Source organism: Sabulicella glaciei (genome assembly GCF_026183895.1).
Lineage (GTDB): Bacteria > Pseudomonadota > Alphaproteobacteria > Acetobacterales > Acetobacteraceae > Roseococcus > Roseococcus glaciei.
Genome location: NZ_JAPFQI010000001.1, coordinates 1,076,238 through 1,090,465, shown reverse-complemented (window position 1 = coordinate 1,090,465; position 14,228 = coordinate 1,076,238). Strand labels below are relative to the sequence as shown.

General features: G+C 69.5%; 16 protein-coding genes. 14 read left to right on the top strand and 2 right to left on the bottom strand.

Features of this window, described 5'->3' with window-relative positions; all coding sequences use genetic code 11:
• Positions 1-14: 14 nt before the first annotated feature.
• From OF850_RS05120 to ychF, 5 genes are all read left to right on the top strand, one after another.
• Complete coding sequence (locus tag OF850_RS05120; protein WP_301588809.1) at positions 15-683, top strand: hypothetical protein; 669 nt, start codon at positions 15-17, stop codon at positions 681-683.
• Between the two features lie 92 nt (positions 684-775).
• Positions 776-1,450 carry a 50S ribosomal protein L25/general stress protein Ctc gene (locus tag OF850_RS05115; RefSeq protein ID WP_301588808.1) on the top strand — a complete coding sequence of 225 codons (675 nt, stop codon included), beginning with the start codon at positions 776-778 and terminating at the stop codon, positions 1,448-1,450.
• A gap of 6 nt (positions 1,451-1,456) precedes the next feature.
• Positions 1,457-2,023 carry an aminoacyl-tRNA hydrolase gene (gene pth, locus OF850_RS05110; protein WP_301588807.1) on the top strand — a complete coding sequence of 189 codons (567 nt, stop codon included), beginning with the start codon at positions 1,457-1,459 and terminating at the stop codon, positions 2,021-2,023.
• Positions 2,020-2,478, top strand: coding sequence for a hypothetical protein (locus OF850_RS05105; protein WP_301588805.1), 459 nt, complete (start codon positions 2,020-2,022; stop codon positions 2,476-2,478). The genes pth and OF850_RS05105 overlap by 4 nt, the downstream gene beginning before the upstream one ends.
• Positions 2,478-3,572 carry a redox-regulated ATPase YchF gene (gene ychF / locus OF850_RS05100; RefSeq protein WP_301588804.1) on the top strand — a complete coding sequence of 365 codons (1,095 nt, stop codon included), beginning with the start codon at positions 2,478-2,480 and terminating at the stop codon, positions 3,570-3,572. The genes OF850_RS05105 and ychF overlap by 1 nt, the downstream gene beginning before the upstream one ends.
• Before the next feature lie 9 nt (positions 3,573-3,581).
• Here ychF and OF850_RS05095 read toward each other — a convergent pair whose 3' ends face one another.
• Positions 3,582-3,779 carry a DUF1674 domain-containing protein gene (locus tag OF850_RS05095; protein WP_301588802.1) on the bottom strand — a complete coding sequence of 66 codons (198 nt, stop codon included), beginning with the start codon at positions 3,777-3,779 and terminating at the stop codon, positions 3,582-3,584.
• A gap of 92 nt (positions 3,780-3,871) precedes the next feature.
• Between OF850_RS05095 and htpX the strand changes: the two genes are divergently transcribed.
• The 9 genes from htpX to OF850_RS05050 all read left to right on the top strand — a co-directional run bounded on the left by htpX (position 3,872) and on the right by OF850_RS05050 (position 13,832).
• Complete coding sequence (gene htpX / locus OF850_RS05090; RefSeq protein ID WP_301588801.1) at positions 3,872-4,810, top strand: zinc metalloprotease HtpX; 939 nt, start codon at positions 3,872-3,874, stop codon at positions 4,808-4,810.
• A gap of 94 nt (positions 4,811-4,904) precedes the next feature.
• Positions 4,905-5,972: a TRAP transporter substrate-binding protein gene (locus OF850_RS05085; RefSeq protein ID WP_301588800.1), complete on the top strand. Its 1,068-nt coding sequence runs from the start codon at positions 4,905-4,907 to the stop codon at positions 5,970-5,972.
• A gap of 3 nt (positions 5,973-5,975) precedes the next feature.
• On the top strand, positions 5,976-6,572 hold the full coding sequence (locus OF850_RS05080) for a TRAP transporter small permease subunit (RefSeq protein WP_301588799.1): 597 nt from the start codon (positions 5,976-5,978) through the stop codon (positions 6,570-6,572).
• A complete protein-coding gene (locus tag OF850_RS05075; protein WP_301588798.1) occupies positions 6,569-7,933 on the top strand; it encodes a TRAP transporter large permease in 1,365 nt (454 codons plus the stop codon). The genes OF850_RS05080 and OF850_RS05075 overlap by 4 nt, the downstream gene beginning before the upstream one ends.
• Before the next feature lie 18 nt (positions 7,934-7,951).
• Complete coding sequence (locus tag OF850_RS05070) at positions 7,952-9,979, top strand: hydantoinase/oxoprolinase family protein (protein WP_301588797.1); 2,028 nt, start codon at positions 7,952-7,954, stop codon at positions 9,977-9,979.
• A complete protein-coding gene (locus tag OF850_RS05065) occupies positions 9,979-11,601 on the top strand; it encodes a hydantoinase B/oxoprolinase family protein (protein WP_301588795.1) in 1,623 nt (540 codons plus the stop codon). Before OF850_RS05070 ends, OF850_RS05065 begins: the two co-directional genes overlap by 1 nt.
• A complete protein-coding gene (locus tag OF850_RS05060) occupies positions 11,598-12,074 on the top strand; it encodes a MaoC family dehydratase (protein WP_301588794.1) in 477 nt (158 codons plus the stop codon). Before OF850_RS05065 ends, OF850_RS05060 begins: the two co-directional genes overlap by 4 nt.
• Before the next feature lie 52 nt (positions 12,075-12,126).
• On the top strand, positions 12,127-13,074 hold the full coding sequence (locus tag OF850_RS05055) for a 3-hydroxyacyl-CoA dehydrogenase family protein (RefSeq protein WP_301588793.1): 948 nt from the start codon (positions 12,127-12,129) through the stop codon (positions 13,072-13,074).
• Positions 13,071-13,832, top strand: a complete 762-nt coding sequence (locus tag OF850_RS05050; protein ID WP_301588792.1) for an SDR family NAD(P)-dependent oxidoreductase — start codon at positions 13,071-13,073, stop codon at positions 13,830-13,832. Before OF850_RS05055 ends, OF850_RS05050 begins: the two co-directional genes overlap by 4 nt.
• 3 nt (positions 13,833-13,835) lie before the next feature.
• Here OF850_RS05050 and OF850_RS05045 read toward each other — a convergent pair whose 3' ends face one another.
• A complete protein-coding gene (locus OF850_RS05045; RefSeq protein ID WP_301588791.1) occupies positions 13,836-14,225 on the bottom strand; it encodes a RidA family protein in 390 nt (129 codons plus the stop codon).
• Positions 14,226-14,228: the final 3 nt, after the last annotated feature.

Below are 14,228 nucleotides of genomic sequence, written 5' to 3'. Positions count from 1 at the left end.
TGCTGGGGTCGGGCTTGGTCTCGACCCCGGCCCCCGCCCAGCAGCGCGGGTGGTCCACCGACATCGCCACCCACGGCTCCTGGACCGCCTATCGCGCCCAGACACCGACCGGGCGCCAGCTCTGCGGCATCCGGGTGGTGGGCGCGGAGGGGCGGACGCTGCACCTCAAGCACTTCGCCGGCGACCGCCACGTCACCTTCCAGGCCTTCAAGACGAGCTGGTCCATCCCGCAGGGCACGCGGCTGCGCCTCAGCCTGCGGGTGGACGGCAACGCGCCCTGGACCACGGGCGGCGCCATCGGCCAGCGCAACTTCGTGGAATGGACGGTGGGCGGCGGGATCGAGCGCTTCGACGCGCAGTTCCGCAACGGCGCACGCCTGTTCCTGGAGTTTCCGGAAGGCAGCGAGGCCGCCTGGGTGGTGAGCCTCACGGGATCCGCCGCCGCGATGGGGCGGATGGTCGAGTGCATGGGCACGCTGCGCCAGGGGCAGGGGAAGCGCCGCGCAGCGCCCCGACCCAACCCTTCGGCGATGCGCCGCGCCCCCCACCGCCCTCCCAGCCCTTCGCGCCCAGCGTGCCGCAGAAGCCGCTTCCGCCCGGCGTCCGTCCGGGCGAGGCCCCCATCCGCCACGCCATCTGAGCCCATCGTGGACGCGGTTGCGCCCGCGCCGCGTTCCGCCTAGAACCCGCGACGAGGCGGCACCCCTGGAGGCCGCCTGTTTCCGTTTGGGCATTCCCCCACGGAAGCAACACACCGCGAGAAGGAGCAAGTGGCATGGTCCAGACCATTCGGATCGAGGCTGCGGCGCGCGGGCGTGCCGGTAAGGGGGCGGCGCGCGCGACCCGGCGAGAGGGGCTTGTCCCCGGCGTGATCTATGGCGCGAAGGAGGAGGCGACGCTGATCGCCCTCGACCCGCGCGTGGTCATGAAGGAACTGCACAAGGGCGGCTGGCAGTCGCACCTGTACGAGGTGGCGGTGACCGACGGCCCGACCGTCCGCACCCTGATGCGTGACGTCCAGTTCGACCCCGTCTCGGACCGCCCCATCCACATCGATTTCCAGCGCCTCGCCCCCGGCGCGCGCATCCGCGTGAAGGTGCCCGTCACCTTCCTGAACGAGGAAGAGTGCCCGGGCCTCAAGGCCGGCGGCGTGCTGAACGTCGTCCGCCGCGAGGTCGAAGTCTTCGCGGCCGTTGATGCGGTGCCTGAGAGCTTCGTGATCGACCTCGGCGAGGCGAAGATCGGCGACTCCCTGCGCTGGTCCGCGGTTCAGGACAAGGGCGGCGCCAAGCCGGTGATCAGCGGCCGCGACTTCGTGGTGGCGACCGTTGCCCCGCCGACGGTGGACGAGGACACGACGATCGTGGCCCCGCCGCCCCCGCCGGAGGCGACCAAGCAGAAGGCGCCACCCGCTGGCGGCGCTGCCAAGGCACCCGCGAAGAAGAAGTAACGCGCCATGCGACTCTGGGTCGGGCTGGGTAATCCCGGCCCCGAGCACGCGCGGCAGCGGCACAACATCGGCTTCATGGCGCTCGACGCCATGGCCCGCCGCCACGGGGCGCCCCCGTGGCGGCAGAAGTTCAAGGGCGAGGTTTCCGAGCTGACGCTGGGGCGGGAGCGCATCCTGCTTCTCAAGCCGCAGACCTACATGAACGCTTCGGGCGATGCGGTGCAGGCTGCCTGCGCCTTCCACAAGATTCCGCCGAGCGATGTCACCGCGTGGCATGACGAGCTGGACCTCGCCCCCGGCAAGGTTCGGGTAAAGCAGGGCGGCGGCACGGCGGGGCACAATGGACTGCGCGACATGCAGCGCGCCCTCGGCACGGCGGATTTCGGCCGCGTGCGGCTTGGCATCGGCCATCCCGGCCACAAGGACCGCGTCACCGGCCATGTGCTGGGCAATTTCGCCAAGGACGAGACCTGGGTGGGCCCGCTGCTTGACGCGGTGGCGGACCACGCGCCGCTGCTGGCCGAGGGCCGCGCGGAGGATTTCATGACCCGCGTTGCGGAGGCCGCACGATGACCGAACCCATGGTGATCGAGGAGTATTTCGGCGCGCCTGGCGAGGACGACCTGCTCAATGCCGCCGCGGCGCTCGCGCAGGCGCTGCGCGGCTTCGCGGCGACGGAGGCGCAGGCGGCTGCTGGGCTGCGCGCCTGCCTGCCCGGCCCCACGGATGCCGGCCCGCTTTCCGACATGCGGCGCGCCCGCGCCGTCTCGCTTGCCGCTGCCGAGGCCGCCAGCCGGGCGGCGCTGCTGCTGGAAGCCGCCGAGATCGTCGGCCCGGGCGGAAAGGCGGCCGCCATCGCGGAACGTCTCGCGGAAGCCGCGAAGCGCCTGGGAATGAACGTCGCCGGGCTGGTTCCGGCGCTGCGTGCCGCCGCCCTGTCCTTGCCGACCGACGATGCCTCCGCCCGCATCGCCGCCGCCATCCGGGTGGGGGAACTGGTGGGCGCGCTGGAGAAGGGACAAGGGTAATGGGCTTCAACTGTGGAATTGTGGGCCTGCCGAATGTCGGCAAGTCCACCCTGTTCAACGCGCTGACGCAGACCGTCGCCGCCCAGGCCGCCAACTACCCCTTCTGCACCATCGAGCCCAATGTGGGCCGCGTCGCCGTGCCCGATCCGCGCCTCCAGGTGCTGTCGCGCATCGGCAAGTCGCAGAAGATCGTCCCCACCAGCCTGGAGTTCGTGGACATTGCCGGCCTCGTGCGCGGCGCCTCGAAGGGCGAGGGGCTGGGCAACCAGTTCCTCGGCAACATCCGCGAGGTGGACGCCATCGTCCACGTGCTGCGCTGCTTCGAGGATGGCGACGTCACCCATGTCGAGGGCAGCGTGGACCCGCTGCGCGACATGGAGATCATCGAGACCGAGTTGATGCTCGCCGATCTCGACTCGCTGGAGAAGCGCGTGCCGGCCCTGCAGAAGAAGGCGCGCGGCAACGACAAGGAGGCCGCGCAGCAGCTTTCCCTGATTGAGACGCTGATTCCTGTGCTGCAGGAAGGCCGCGCGGCGCGCACCGCCGTGCCGAAGGGCGAGGAGATGGCCGCCTCGCGCCTTGGCCTCATGACCACCAAGCCTGTCCTCTATGTCTGCAACGTGGAAGAGGCGAACGCCGCGGAGGGCAACGCCCACAGCGCGAAGGTGCTGGAGTTCGCCAAGGCGAACAACGCGAAAGCCGTCGTGGTCAGCGCAGCGATCGAGGCCGAGATCGCGCAGATGGACGAGGCAGACCGCAAGGAATTCCTGGAAGGCCTCGGACTGTCCGATTCAGGCCTGGACCGCGTGATCCGCGCCGGGCACGACCTGCTCGGCCTCATCACCTATTTCACGGTCGGGCCGAAGGAGACGCGGGCCTGGACGATCACCCGCGGCATGACCGCGCCCCAGGCCGCGGGCGTCATCCATGGCGATTTCGAGCGCGGCTTCATCGCTGCCGAAACGATCGCCTATGACGATTATGTGGCGCTCAACGGCGAGGGCGGCGCCAAGGATGCCGGCAAGATGCGCGTCGAAGGCAAGTCCTACGTCGTGAAGGACGGGGACGTGATGCTGTTCCGCTTCAACGTCTGACCGCTCGGGTCAGAAGTCGCTGACCCGGCCCTTCCGCTCCCAGTCATTGTAGCGGGTCGGTTCCGGCCCGCTCGGCCCCTCCTCCTCCACCTTGGGGTCGGAGAAGGGGCGCTGCGGCCGGTTCAGCTTCGTCAGCGGCGGCGCGGTGCGCGGCTTGCCGGACGGAAGGGGCGGCTTCGGTTCCTGGTCCTGGTCCATATCCGCCATGTGGCGAGGCCCGGCCCGGAAGGGAAGGGCGCTGGATCGCAGCCTTCGCCTCCCTATCTTGTTTGGGAGGCTGACACAGGAGGCTGAACGGGATGCGCGGCTATTTCCGCACCATGGTGCTGCTTGCGGCGCTGACGGCGCTGTTCATGGGAATTGGCTGGGCGCTGGGCGGACAGCAGGGCGCGCTGATCGCGCTGGCGATGGCGGCGGCCATGAACCTCTTCGCCTGGTGGGGCAGCGATTCCATGGTGCTGCGGATGCACAACGCCCAGCCGGTCGGCCCGGGCGAGGCGCCGCAGCTCCATTCCATGGTGCAGGGGCTGGCGCAGCGCGCCGGCATTCCCATGCCGGCCCTGTACGTCATCCACGAGAACCAGCCCAACGCCTTCGCCACCGGCCGTTCCCCCGAGAAGGGGGCCGTGGCGGTGAATACCGGCCTGCTCGACATGATGGACGAGCGGGAGGTGGCTGGCGTCGTCGCGCATGAGCTGGCCCACATCAAGCACCGCGACACGCTGATCATGGCCGTGACCGCGACCATCGCCGGCGCCATTGGCTGGATCGCGCAGTTCGGCTTCCTCATGAATCGCGGCGGCGACCGGCGGGTGAACCCGATCTTCGCCATCCTGGCGATGATCCTGGCCCCTATCGCCGCCATGCTGGTGCAGACCGCGATCAGCCGTTCGCGCGAATACGAGGCGGACGCGGAAGGCGCGCGCATCTGCGGCGACCCGGCCTGGCTCGCCAGCGCCCTGAACAAGCTGGAGCAATACAAGCAAGGCATGGTGAACGAGCGCGCGGAGGCGAATCCGGCAACGGCGCACATGTTCATCGTGAACCCCCTCGCTGGGCTCCGCATGGACAGCCTGTTCAGCACCCATCCGCCGACGGAGGAGCGCGTTTCGCGCCTCATGGCGATGCGCGGGGGCGATGCGCTCCCGCCTTCCCAACCGTCCTTCCGTCCGCCACCGCCCAGGCCGCAGGCACGAAGCCCATGGGCGCAGCCCAACCCCTGGGCAGGGCGGCGCTGACGCGGCCGCGCGCCGGAGCGACCCCTCTGGCGGCGCGGGCCATCCGTGCCATGCTGCCTCCCATCCTCGGCACGGTGACCGAAGAGGAGGCCGCATGTTCCGTTCGATGCTTCTCGGGGGCGCGATTCTGGGAGCCCTGGCACTGCCCGCCGGTGCGCAGGCACCCATTCCGCCGGGGCCGCGCATCGCCATCACGGCGATCACCCAGCCCTTGCCGACCCAGCCACAATACACGCGGGTGGACCAGCCGCTGATCCGCGACGGGCTGCGGACCGCCAGCAATGGCCGGATCGAGGTGACGCTGGCCACCCATGCAGAGCGCAACCTAGCGGGGACGGAGATCGTGCGCCTCGTCCGCTCCGGCCAGGCAGAGATCGGCGCGGGGACGCTGACAACCCTTTCGGGCGACGTGCCCATTCTGGACGGCATCGACCTCTCCGGCCTCGCGCCCGACATCACCCTGGCGCGGCGGATCGCCGATGCCATGGTGCCGGTGGCGAACCGCGACATGGAGCGTTTCGGCACGCGCATCATCGCAACCTATCCCTTCCCGGCGCAGGTGGTGTTCTGCCGCCAGCCCTTCACCAGCCTTGCCGACCTGCGCGGGCGACGCATCCGCACCTTCGGCAACTCGCTGGTGGATTTCTTCAACGCGCTGGGCGCGCAGCCCACCTCCATCGGCTTCCCCGAGGTGTATTCGGCGCTGGAGCGCGGCGTGGTGGATTGCGCCATCACCGGCAGCGGCTCCGGCGCCGCCGCGCGCTGGCCCGAGGTCTCGACCCACATCTCCGATATGCCGGTCAGCTGGGCGGTCGCGGCCTACATCGTGAACGTGTCCTGGTTGAACCGGCAGGAGCCGGCGGTGCGCGAACTGATCGAGCGCACCTTCCGCGAGGTCAGCGACCGCCAATGGGCGCTGGGCGCCGAAGCTACGCGCGACGGCATCGACTGCAACATTGGCAACCGCGAGGCGTGCCGGATCCACCAGCTGGCGGCCCGTCCGATGACGGAGGTGAAGGCCACCGAAGCCGACCGCGCCGAAACGCGCCGCATCTTCGAGCAGGTGGTGCTGCCCGGATGGGTGCGCCGCTGCGGGGCGCGCTGCGGCGAGGTCTACAACCAGGTGATCGCGCCCTTGAACGGCATCCGCTTCGGAGGCTGAGGGGTGCTGCGTGCCGCCACGGGTCTTCGCCGCGCCGTGGCGGCGCTGGCCGCCCTCATGGCCTATCTCGCCGGGTGGAACTACGTCTTCTGCGCCGTCTTCGTCACCGGCGACATCATCGGGCGCAACGTCTTCGGCGTTTCGAGCGCCGCAACTGTGGAGGTGACGGGCTACATGCTCGCTTGCGGCATCGCCTGGGGCCTCGCCCATACCCTCGCACGGCGCGCGCATATCAGGGTGGACGTGCTGCTGAACCAATTGCCGCTGCGGGCGCGGGCGCCGTTGCACCTGCTTTCCCTCGTGCTGCTGACGGGCTTCGCCCTGTTTTGCGCCTGGGCTGCCTGGTCGCTCTGGGACGAAAGCGCGCTGTTCGATGCGCATGACAATTCCGCCCTCCGTATTCCACTGATCTGGCCGCAGGGAATCTGGGGCGTGGGCATTGCCGCCTTCGTGCTGATGTGCGCCGTGCTGCTGCTTGAGGCGCTGCTGGCGTTGGCTGCGGGACAGCCGGGAGAGCTGGACCGGCTGCTGGGCTCGCGCTCCTTGCAGGACGAGACGGAAGAGGCGCTTGAAGCGGTTCGGATGGCGCGCGGCGGATGATCGCGATCGTCTTTCTGCTGGGGCTTCTGGGCGCGCTGATCTTCGCTGCCGCATCCGGCGTCTCCGCCCTGCCGGTCGCCGAGATCCTCATGCTGGTCGGCATCTTCATCGTATTCTTCGGGGCAGGGGTGCATATCGCCGCCGTGCTCGGCGTGCTGGCCTTCCTGGTCGGCTTCCTGTTCAGCGACCGGCCCTGGTGGATGTTCGCCGGCCAGACATTGTGGGGGCCGTCCTCCAACTACGTGCTGGTGGCGGTGCCGCTCTTCCTGCTGATGGGCGAGATCCTGCTGCGTTCGGGGCTTTCCGGGCGACTCTACAGCGCGCTGAACCTTTGGCTGAACCGGCTGCCGGGCGGAGTGCTGCACACCAACATCGTTTCCTGCGCCGTGTTCAGCGCCATCAGCGGCTCCTCCGTGGCCACGGCGGCCACCATGGGCAGCGTCGCTCTGCCCTACTTCCAGGACACGAAATACGACCAGCGCTGGGTGCTGGGCTCGCTGGCGGCGGGTGGCGCGCTGGGCAACCTCATCCCGCCCGGCATCACCTTCATCATCTACGGGCTCATCACCGAGACCAGCGTTGGCGCGCTCTACATCGCGGCGCTGCTGCCCTCGCTGCTGGTGACCGGGCTGTTCCTGCTGCTGATCTTTCTCCACGGCGTGCGAAACCCGATCGAAAAGCCGCCCGCCGTGCCGCTGGTCCTCAAGCTGCGCGCGCTGCGGGGCCTGCTGCCAACGGTGCTGCTGATCCTGCTGGTGCTGGGCAGCATCTATGCCGGATGGGCCACGCCCACCGAGGCCGCGGCGCTGGGCGTCACCGGCGCCATGCTCTTCGCCGCCATCGAGCGCCGCCTGTCCTTCCGTCTGCTGAACGAAAGCGCGGAGGCGACGGCGCGCAACACCGCACTGCTCGGGCTGATCCTGTTTGGCGCCTTCCTGCTTAACTACATCCTGACCACGATCAACGTGCCCCAGGCCCTGGCGGCGATGATCGCGGAGATGCCGCTACCGCCCTGGGCGGTGATGCTGTGCATCATCGGGCTCTACTTCGCCCTCGGCACCTTCATGGAGGGGTTCTCCATGATCATCACCACCACGCCCGTCATCTTTCCGGTGGTGGTGGCGCTGGGCTACGACCCGATCTGGTTCGGCGTCATCATCACCATGCTGGTCGAGATCGCGCAGATCTCCCCGCCCGACGGGACGGTGATGTACGTGCTGCAGGGGATGCGGCCGAAGCCCGGGCCCATCACCGATGTCTTCCTGGGTGTGATGCCCTTCCTCCTCGCCTATCTCCTGGCCGTGCTGCTGCTTCTGGTCTTTCCCGAGATCGCGCTGTGGCTGCCAGGGATGCTGGGCTAAGCAGCGCCGGAGCCGGAATTGGACCAACCCGTTCGCATCGCCGTGGATATCGGCGGCACCTTCACCGACCTGCAAATCCTGGATGCGCGCGCCGGGCGCGTCCAGGCGCACAAGACCCCGACCACCCCGGCCGACCCTTCGGAGGGGCTGATGACCGGGGTGCGGGAGGCCGCATCGCACTTCGGCTTCGCGCTGTCCGAGGTGGGGATGCTGTTGCACGGCACCACCATCGCGACCAACGCGGTGCTGGAGCGCAAGCTGGCGCGCGGCGTCCTGCTGACGACCGCAGGCTTCGAGGACGTGCTGGAGATCACCCGCCATGTCCGGCGCGAACTCTACCGCCTCGACCCCGATCCATTCCCCTGCCTGATTGAGCGTGACCGGCGCCTGGGCGTCACGGAGCGCCTGCGCGCCGATGGCAGCGTGGAAATCCCGCTCTCCGGACTGGACGGACTGATGGAGAAGCTGCGGGCGCTGGAGCCCGAGGCGGTGGCGATCGGCCTGCTGCACGCCTACGCCAACCCTGCGCACGAGGAAGCCCTGGCGGAGGCGGTGCGCGCGGCGTTGCCGGGCGTGCCGGTCAGCCTGTCCTCGGAGGTCTCGCCCGAGATCCGCGAGTATGAGCGGCTTTCCACCACGGTGCTCAACGCGGTGCTGATGCCGGTGGTGCAGAACTACCTGAACCGGCTGAAGGCACGGCTGGGCGAGGGCGGCTTCACTCCGCGTCTGTTCCTGGTGCAAAGCAATGGCGGCATGTGCAGCCTGGACCGCGCGGCGGCGCAGCCCGCGCGCCTCCTGCTCTCAGGCCCCTCGGGCGGCGCCATGGCGGCCGAGCGCCTGTCGCGCCGCCTCGCGCGGCCCAACCTCGTCGCCGTGGACATGGGCGGCACGTCCTTCGACGTTTCGGTGGTGCAGGACCACCGCATCGGGCTCGTGACCCAGGGCGAGGTGGACCGGCTGCCGGTGCGGCTGCCGATGGTCGAGATGCGCACCATCGGCGCCGGCGGTGGTTCCATCGCAGCGGTGGATGCGGGTGGGCGGCTCAGCGTCGGGCCGCGCAGCGCCGGTGCGCGGCCTGGCCCGGTCTGCTACGGGCGTGGCGGGACCGAGCCCACCGTCTCCGACGCCAATGCCGTGCTGGGCCGCTTCGACCCAGATTTCTTCCTGGGCGGGGCCATGAAGCTGGAACTCGGCGCCGCGCGCGAGGCCATGGTGGCGCGGGTCGGCGACAGGCTCGGTCTCTCCACCGAGGCGGCGGCCGAGGGCGTGATGCGCGTGACCAACACGCAGCTTGCCGCCGCCGTGCGCCTCTCCCTCTTCGAGAAGGGCCTGGACCCGCGCGACTTCGCCCTGCTTTCCTTCGGCGGCGCCGGCGGGCTCCATGCCTGCGAGGTGGCGGAGGAACTGGGCATGACCGAAATCGTGCTTCCGCGCGAGCCGGGCACGCTTTCCGCCTACGGCATCATGTTCGCAGACCTCGTGCAGGACATCGCTCGCTCCCGCCTGCTGCCACTGGAGGAGGCGTCACTCCCGGCCATGGAGGAGACGCTCGGAGCGCTGCACGCCGAGGCGCAGGCGCGGCTAGATGCCGATGCCATTCCTGCTGGCCAGCGCGCCGTAGAGATCGCGGCCGACCTCCGCTATCGCGGCCAGGCCTTCGAACTGCTGATCCCATGGCCGGAGGCTCCGGCCCTCACGCCGCTGCTCGCGCGCTTCCACGCGACGCATCGCGCCCGCTTCTCCTATGCGGATGAGAGCGAGCGGGTGGAGCTGGTGACGCTGCGGGCGAGCGCGATCGGCCGCCTCCCCAAGCCGGAGGAAAGCCGCGACGTCCCGCCCGGTGCTTCGGCCCCCGGAACCCGGCGCCTCTGGACGGGCGGCGCCTGGTGCGAGGTGCCGGTGCATCTGCGGGAGACGCTGGCGCAGGGGGTGGAGGTGGCGGGCCCCGCCATCATCGAGGAAGCCTTTGCCACCCATTGGATCGCCCCCGGCTGGACCGCCACGCTCGACCCCGAAGGCGCGGTGATCGCGCGGAGGACCCCCTGATGAACGCGATCGAGATCGAGGTCATCCGCAACGCCTTGACCGCCGCGGCAGCCGAGATGGACGTGACGGTCTGGCGCACCAGCCGCTCCACCATCGTGCGGGAACTGCTGGACTACTCCACCGCCGTCTTCGACGCGGAGGGCTGGAACCTCGCGCAATCCGCGCGCATCCCCTCGCACCTCAACTCCATGAGCCACGCGCTGCGGGAGATCCTGGCGCGGTTCATCCCCGCCGGGGAGTGGGGCCCGGATGACGTGGTCATCACCAACGATCCCTATTGCGGCGGCCAGCACCTGCCCGACATTCTGGCCTTCAAGGCGGTGTTCCACGAAGGAACGCGCATCGCCTTCGCCGGCACGCTCTGCCACCACATCGACGTGGGTGGGCTGGCGGCAGGCTCCTACGCCGCCAAGGCGACCGAGATCTTCCAGGAAGGGTTGCGCATCCCGCCGCTGAAGGTCATCGCGGGCGGCGTGCGGAATGAGGGTGTCTGGGCCATGATCCGCCAGAACATCCGCAAGCCGGACCTGCTGCTGGGCGACCTGTCCTCGCAGCTGGCCTCGCTGGACGTGGGGGCCGCCGCGATCCGCCGCCTCGCGGCGCGTTTCGGCGCAGCGGCGATGATCGAAGCCGGACGACGCATTCTGGACATGAGCGAGGCGGGAATGCGTGCCGCCATCGCCGCCATGCCCGACGGCATCTACGAGTTCGAGGATTTCCTGGACGACGACGGCGTCGAGGTGGGCAAGCCCATCCGCCTTCATGTCAGCCTCACCATCGAGGGGGACGAGGCTCGGGTCGACCTGTCCGGCTGTTCTCCACAGGCGCTGGGTCCGGTCAACGCCACCCTCGCCAGTTCCACCGCCGCGGTGATGTTCGCCCTGATGTGCTGCGCCGAGCCTGGGCTGCACATGAGCGCCGGCTGCTACCGCCCCATCAAGGTCGAGGCGCCGGAGGGCAGCGTGGTCAATGCGCGCGCCCCGGCCGCGGTCGCGCACCGCATCGCCGCCACGCACCGCCTTCTGAACGCCATGAACGGTGCGCTGCACCAGGCCGTGCCCGACCGCATCCCTGCTGCCTATTACGGCAACAGCTACGTCACCACCTTTCAGACCGTCGCCGCCGATGGTGGGCGCGAGGTGCTGGTGGAGATCGAGATCGGAGGCAGCGGCGCGCATCCCGCGAAGGACGGGGTAAACGCTTTCTCCTCGGGCATGCACAACAACAGCAACATCCCGATCGAGATGATCGAGGCGCAGATGCCGCTGACCGTCACGCGCTATGAGTTGCGGCCGGGCAGCGGCGGCGCGGGGGAGCGGCGCGGCGGGCTGGGCCTCGTGCGCGAATGGCGGGTGGATTCGCCGCGCTGCCTGTTCACCGCCAACATGGACCGCTTCGTCCATGCGCCCTACGGTCTCGCGGGCGGGCAGGCGGCGGCGCCGGGGACGCTGGAACTTGTGCGCGACGGTGACACGATCGCCGTGCCGCCCAAGACCGACAACCTAGAGCTTCGCGAGGGCGACGTCATCCGCCTCGCCACCTCCGGCGGGGGCGGGTTCGGCGACCCGGAGCGGCGCGACGGCGATGCCCGGACCCGCGACGAAAGGCTGGGATACGCATGAGCTTCGACCCGAGGGAACATCGCCTCGCCCCGCAGCGCTGGTACGAGGACTTCGCCCTGGGGGAGGTGTTCCGCCTGCCCAGCCGCACCATGACGGAGGCGGTGTTCCTCGCCTTCCAGGCGGCGTCCGGCGACAACCACCCGGTGCATTACGACGTGGAGTTCTGCCGTACGCGCGGCATGCCGCACATGCTGGCGCATGGCTACCAGGTCTTGATCCAAACCGCGGCCGGGGCCGGGATGCTGCCCTTCCTGATCGAGGACAGCCTCAAGGGCTTTCTCGAGCAGTCCTCCCGCTTCCTTCACCCGGTCTTCGTCGGCGACACGCTCTACGCCGCGCTGACCGTGGACGAGCTGTCGCCCAATCGCTCCACTGGGGTGCTGGGACTGCGCTCCACCGTCCACAATCAGAAGGGCGTGCTGGTCCTGGAAGGGCGGCAGCGCTACCTGCTGCGCAAGCGCCCGGCCGGTTGACCGCGCGCCCGCCCCGCCGCAGCCTTCCCGGCGACAGCACGGGGAGGATGCGATGCGGGTCGCGGTGATCGGCGCGGGGTTGATGGGTCATGCCATCGCCCTGGTCTGGGCCATGGGCGGGCACACGGTCCGTCTGACCGACTCCAGCGCCGAGACGCTGGAACGGGCGCAGGGACTGATGGAAAAGGCCATCGCCACCCTGACCGAGTACGGGGAGAACAAGGGCTTCGACGCCGCCATGCTGGCGCAGGCCGTCACGCGCCACACCTCCCTTGAGGAAACAGTCGAAGGTGCCGAGCTGATCGTCGAGGCGATCATCGAGAACCCCGAGGCCAAGCGCACCCTTTACACCGAACTGGAGAAGCTGGCCCCGGCCAACGCGACGATCGCCAGCAATACCTCCTATCTCGACGTCTTCCCGCTCATGCCGCCCGCGCTGCTCAAGCGGGCGCTGATCGCGCACTGGTACACGCCGCCCTACCTGGTGGACCTCGTGGACCTCGTGCCGAGCGAGGAGCTTGAGCCTGGGCGGCTGGAGGCGGTGCAGGTGGCCCTGAATGCCATGGGGCAGGTGCCCGTGGTGATGAAGCGCTTCATCCCGGGTTACATCGCCAACCGCATCCAGGCGGCGGTGCAGAATGAGGTGCAGTGGTTGATCGACAACGGCTATGCCGACGCGCAGATGGTGGATGCGGCCGTCGTGCACGGCATCGCGCTGCGCATGCCCATCGTGGGCGTCATGGCCAAGGCCGACTTCACCGGGTTGCCGCTGCTGCAGCACACCTTCCGCAACAAGATGTACACACCCCCCGTCGCATTCGAGAGCAGCCCCTCCATGGACGCGCTGATCGCCGAGGGTGCGACCGGCGTCATGTCCGGGCGCGGCTACTACGAATGGGGCGAGGAGCCGGCCAAGCTGTTCGAGGAGCGTGACCGTAAGCTCATCGCGCTGAAGAAGTCGCTCCGGGAGATCGGCACCATGGCGGGGTTCCGGAAATGATCAGCTACGACCTCCGCGGAAAGGCCGCGCTCGTCACCGGCGGTGCCTCCGGCATCGGCCTCGCCACCGTGCGCATCCTTGGCAAGTCGGGCTGCAAGGTGGCGATCAACCACTTGGCCGACGACGCGCGCGGGCAGGAGCAGGTCGAGGCATTGCGCGCCGAAGGCATGGATGTCATCTCGGCCCCCGGCGACGTCGGCGACGCCGAAGGCTGCGCCGCCATGGTGGAGGCGGCGGCCGCCTCGCTTGGGCGGCTGGACTACCTGGTCAACAACGCCGGCACCCCAGGCACCCGCACCAGCATCGCCCCGCACGAGCTGGACCGGCTGACCGAGGAACTCTGGCACGCCGTGCTGGAGGTGAACTTGCTGGGTGTGTTTCGCTGCGCCAAGGCCGCGGCCCCGCATCTGCGGAAGGCGGGCGGTGCGATCGTCAACACCGCCTCCATCGCCGGGCTGAGCTTTCCCGGCTCCTCTCCGGCCTATGGGGCCAGCAAGGCGGGGGTCATCTCGATCACCCAGAACCTCGCACGCGGGCTGGGGCCGGAGGTGCGGGTGAACGCGGTCGCCCCCGGCGCCGTGAACTCGACCTGGCAGGTGCAGTGGAGCAATGAGGAGCGGGCGACGACCATCGAGAAGGCGGTGCTCAAGCGCCGTTGCGAGCCGGAGGACATCGCGGAGGCGATCGTCTTCCTGCTCGCGGGCGCGAAGATGGTGACGGGCCAGACGCTGGTGGTGGATGGCGGCCTGACCCTCTGAAGCTCAGTCGACCGCCACGATAGCCTCGATCTCCAGCAGGAACTCGGGGACGGGCAGGGCGGAGACGACGCTGGTGGTGCGTGCAGGAAGGTGGCTGGCCGGGAAGGCGGCGCGGTAGAGGCGGTTCATCTCCTCCACGTCCGTCGCGCGCACCAGGAGAACGCTGGTCTTGAGGACGCGAGTGATCTCCGTCCCGGCCTCGGCCAGGATGGCGTGCAGGTTCTCGACCACCTGCCTGAACTGGGCCGCGAAGTCGTCCCGCGCGATGTTCCCCTGCGCATCCACCGGCCCCAGCCCCGAGACGTAGAGCGTGTCGCCGTGCCGCACCGCCATGGAGAAGGGCGGGAAGGGGCGGCCGCCTTTCGGCGTCGCGTAACGGGTGATCTCGGCCATGCT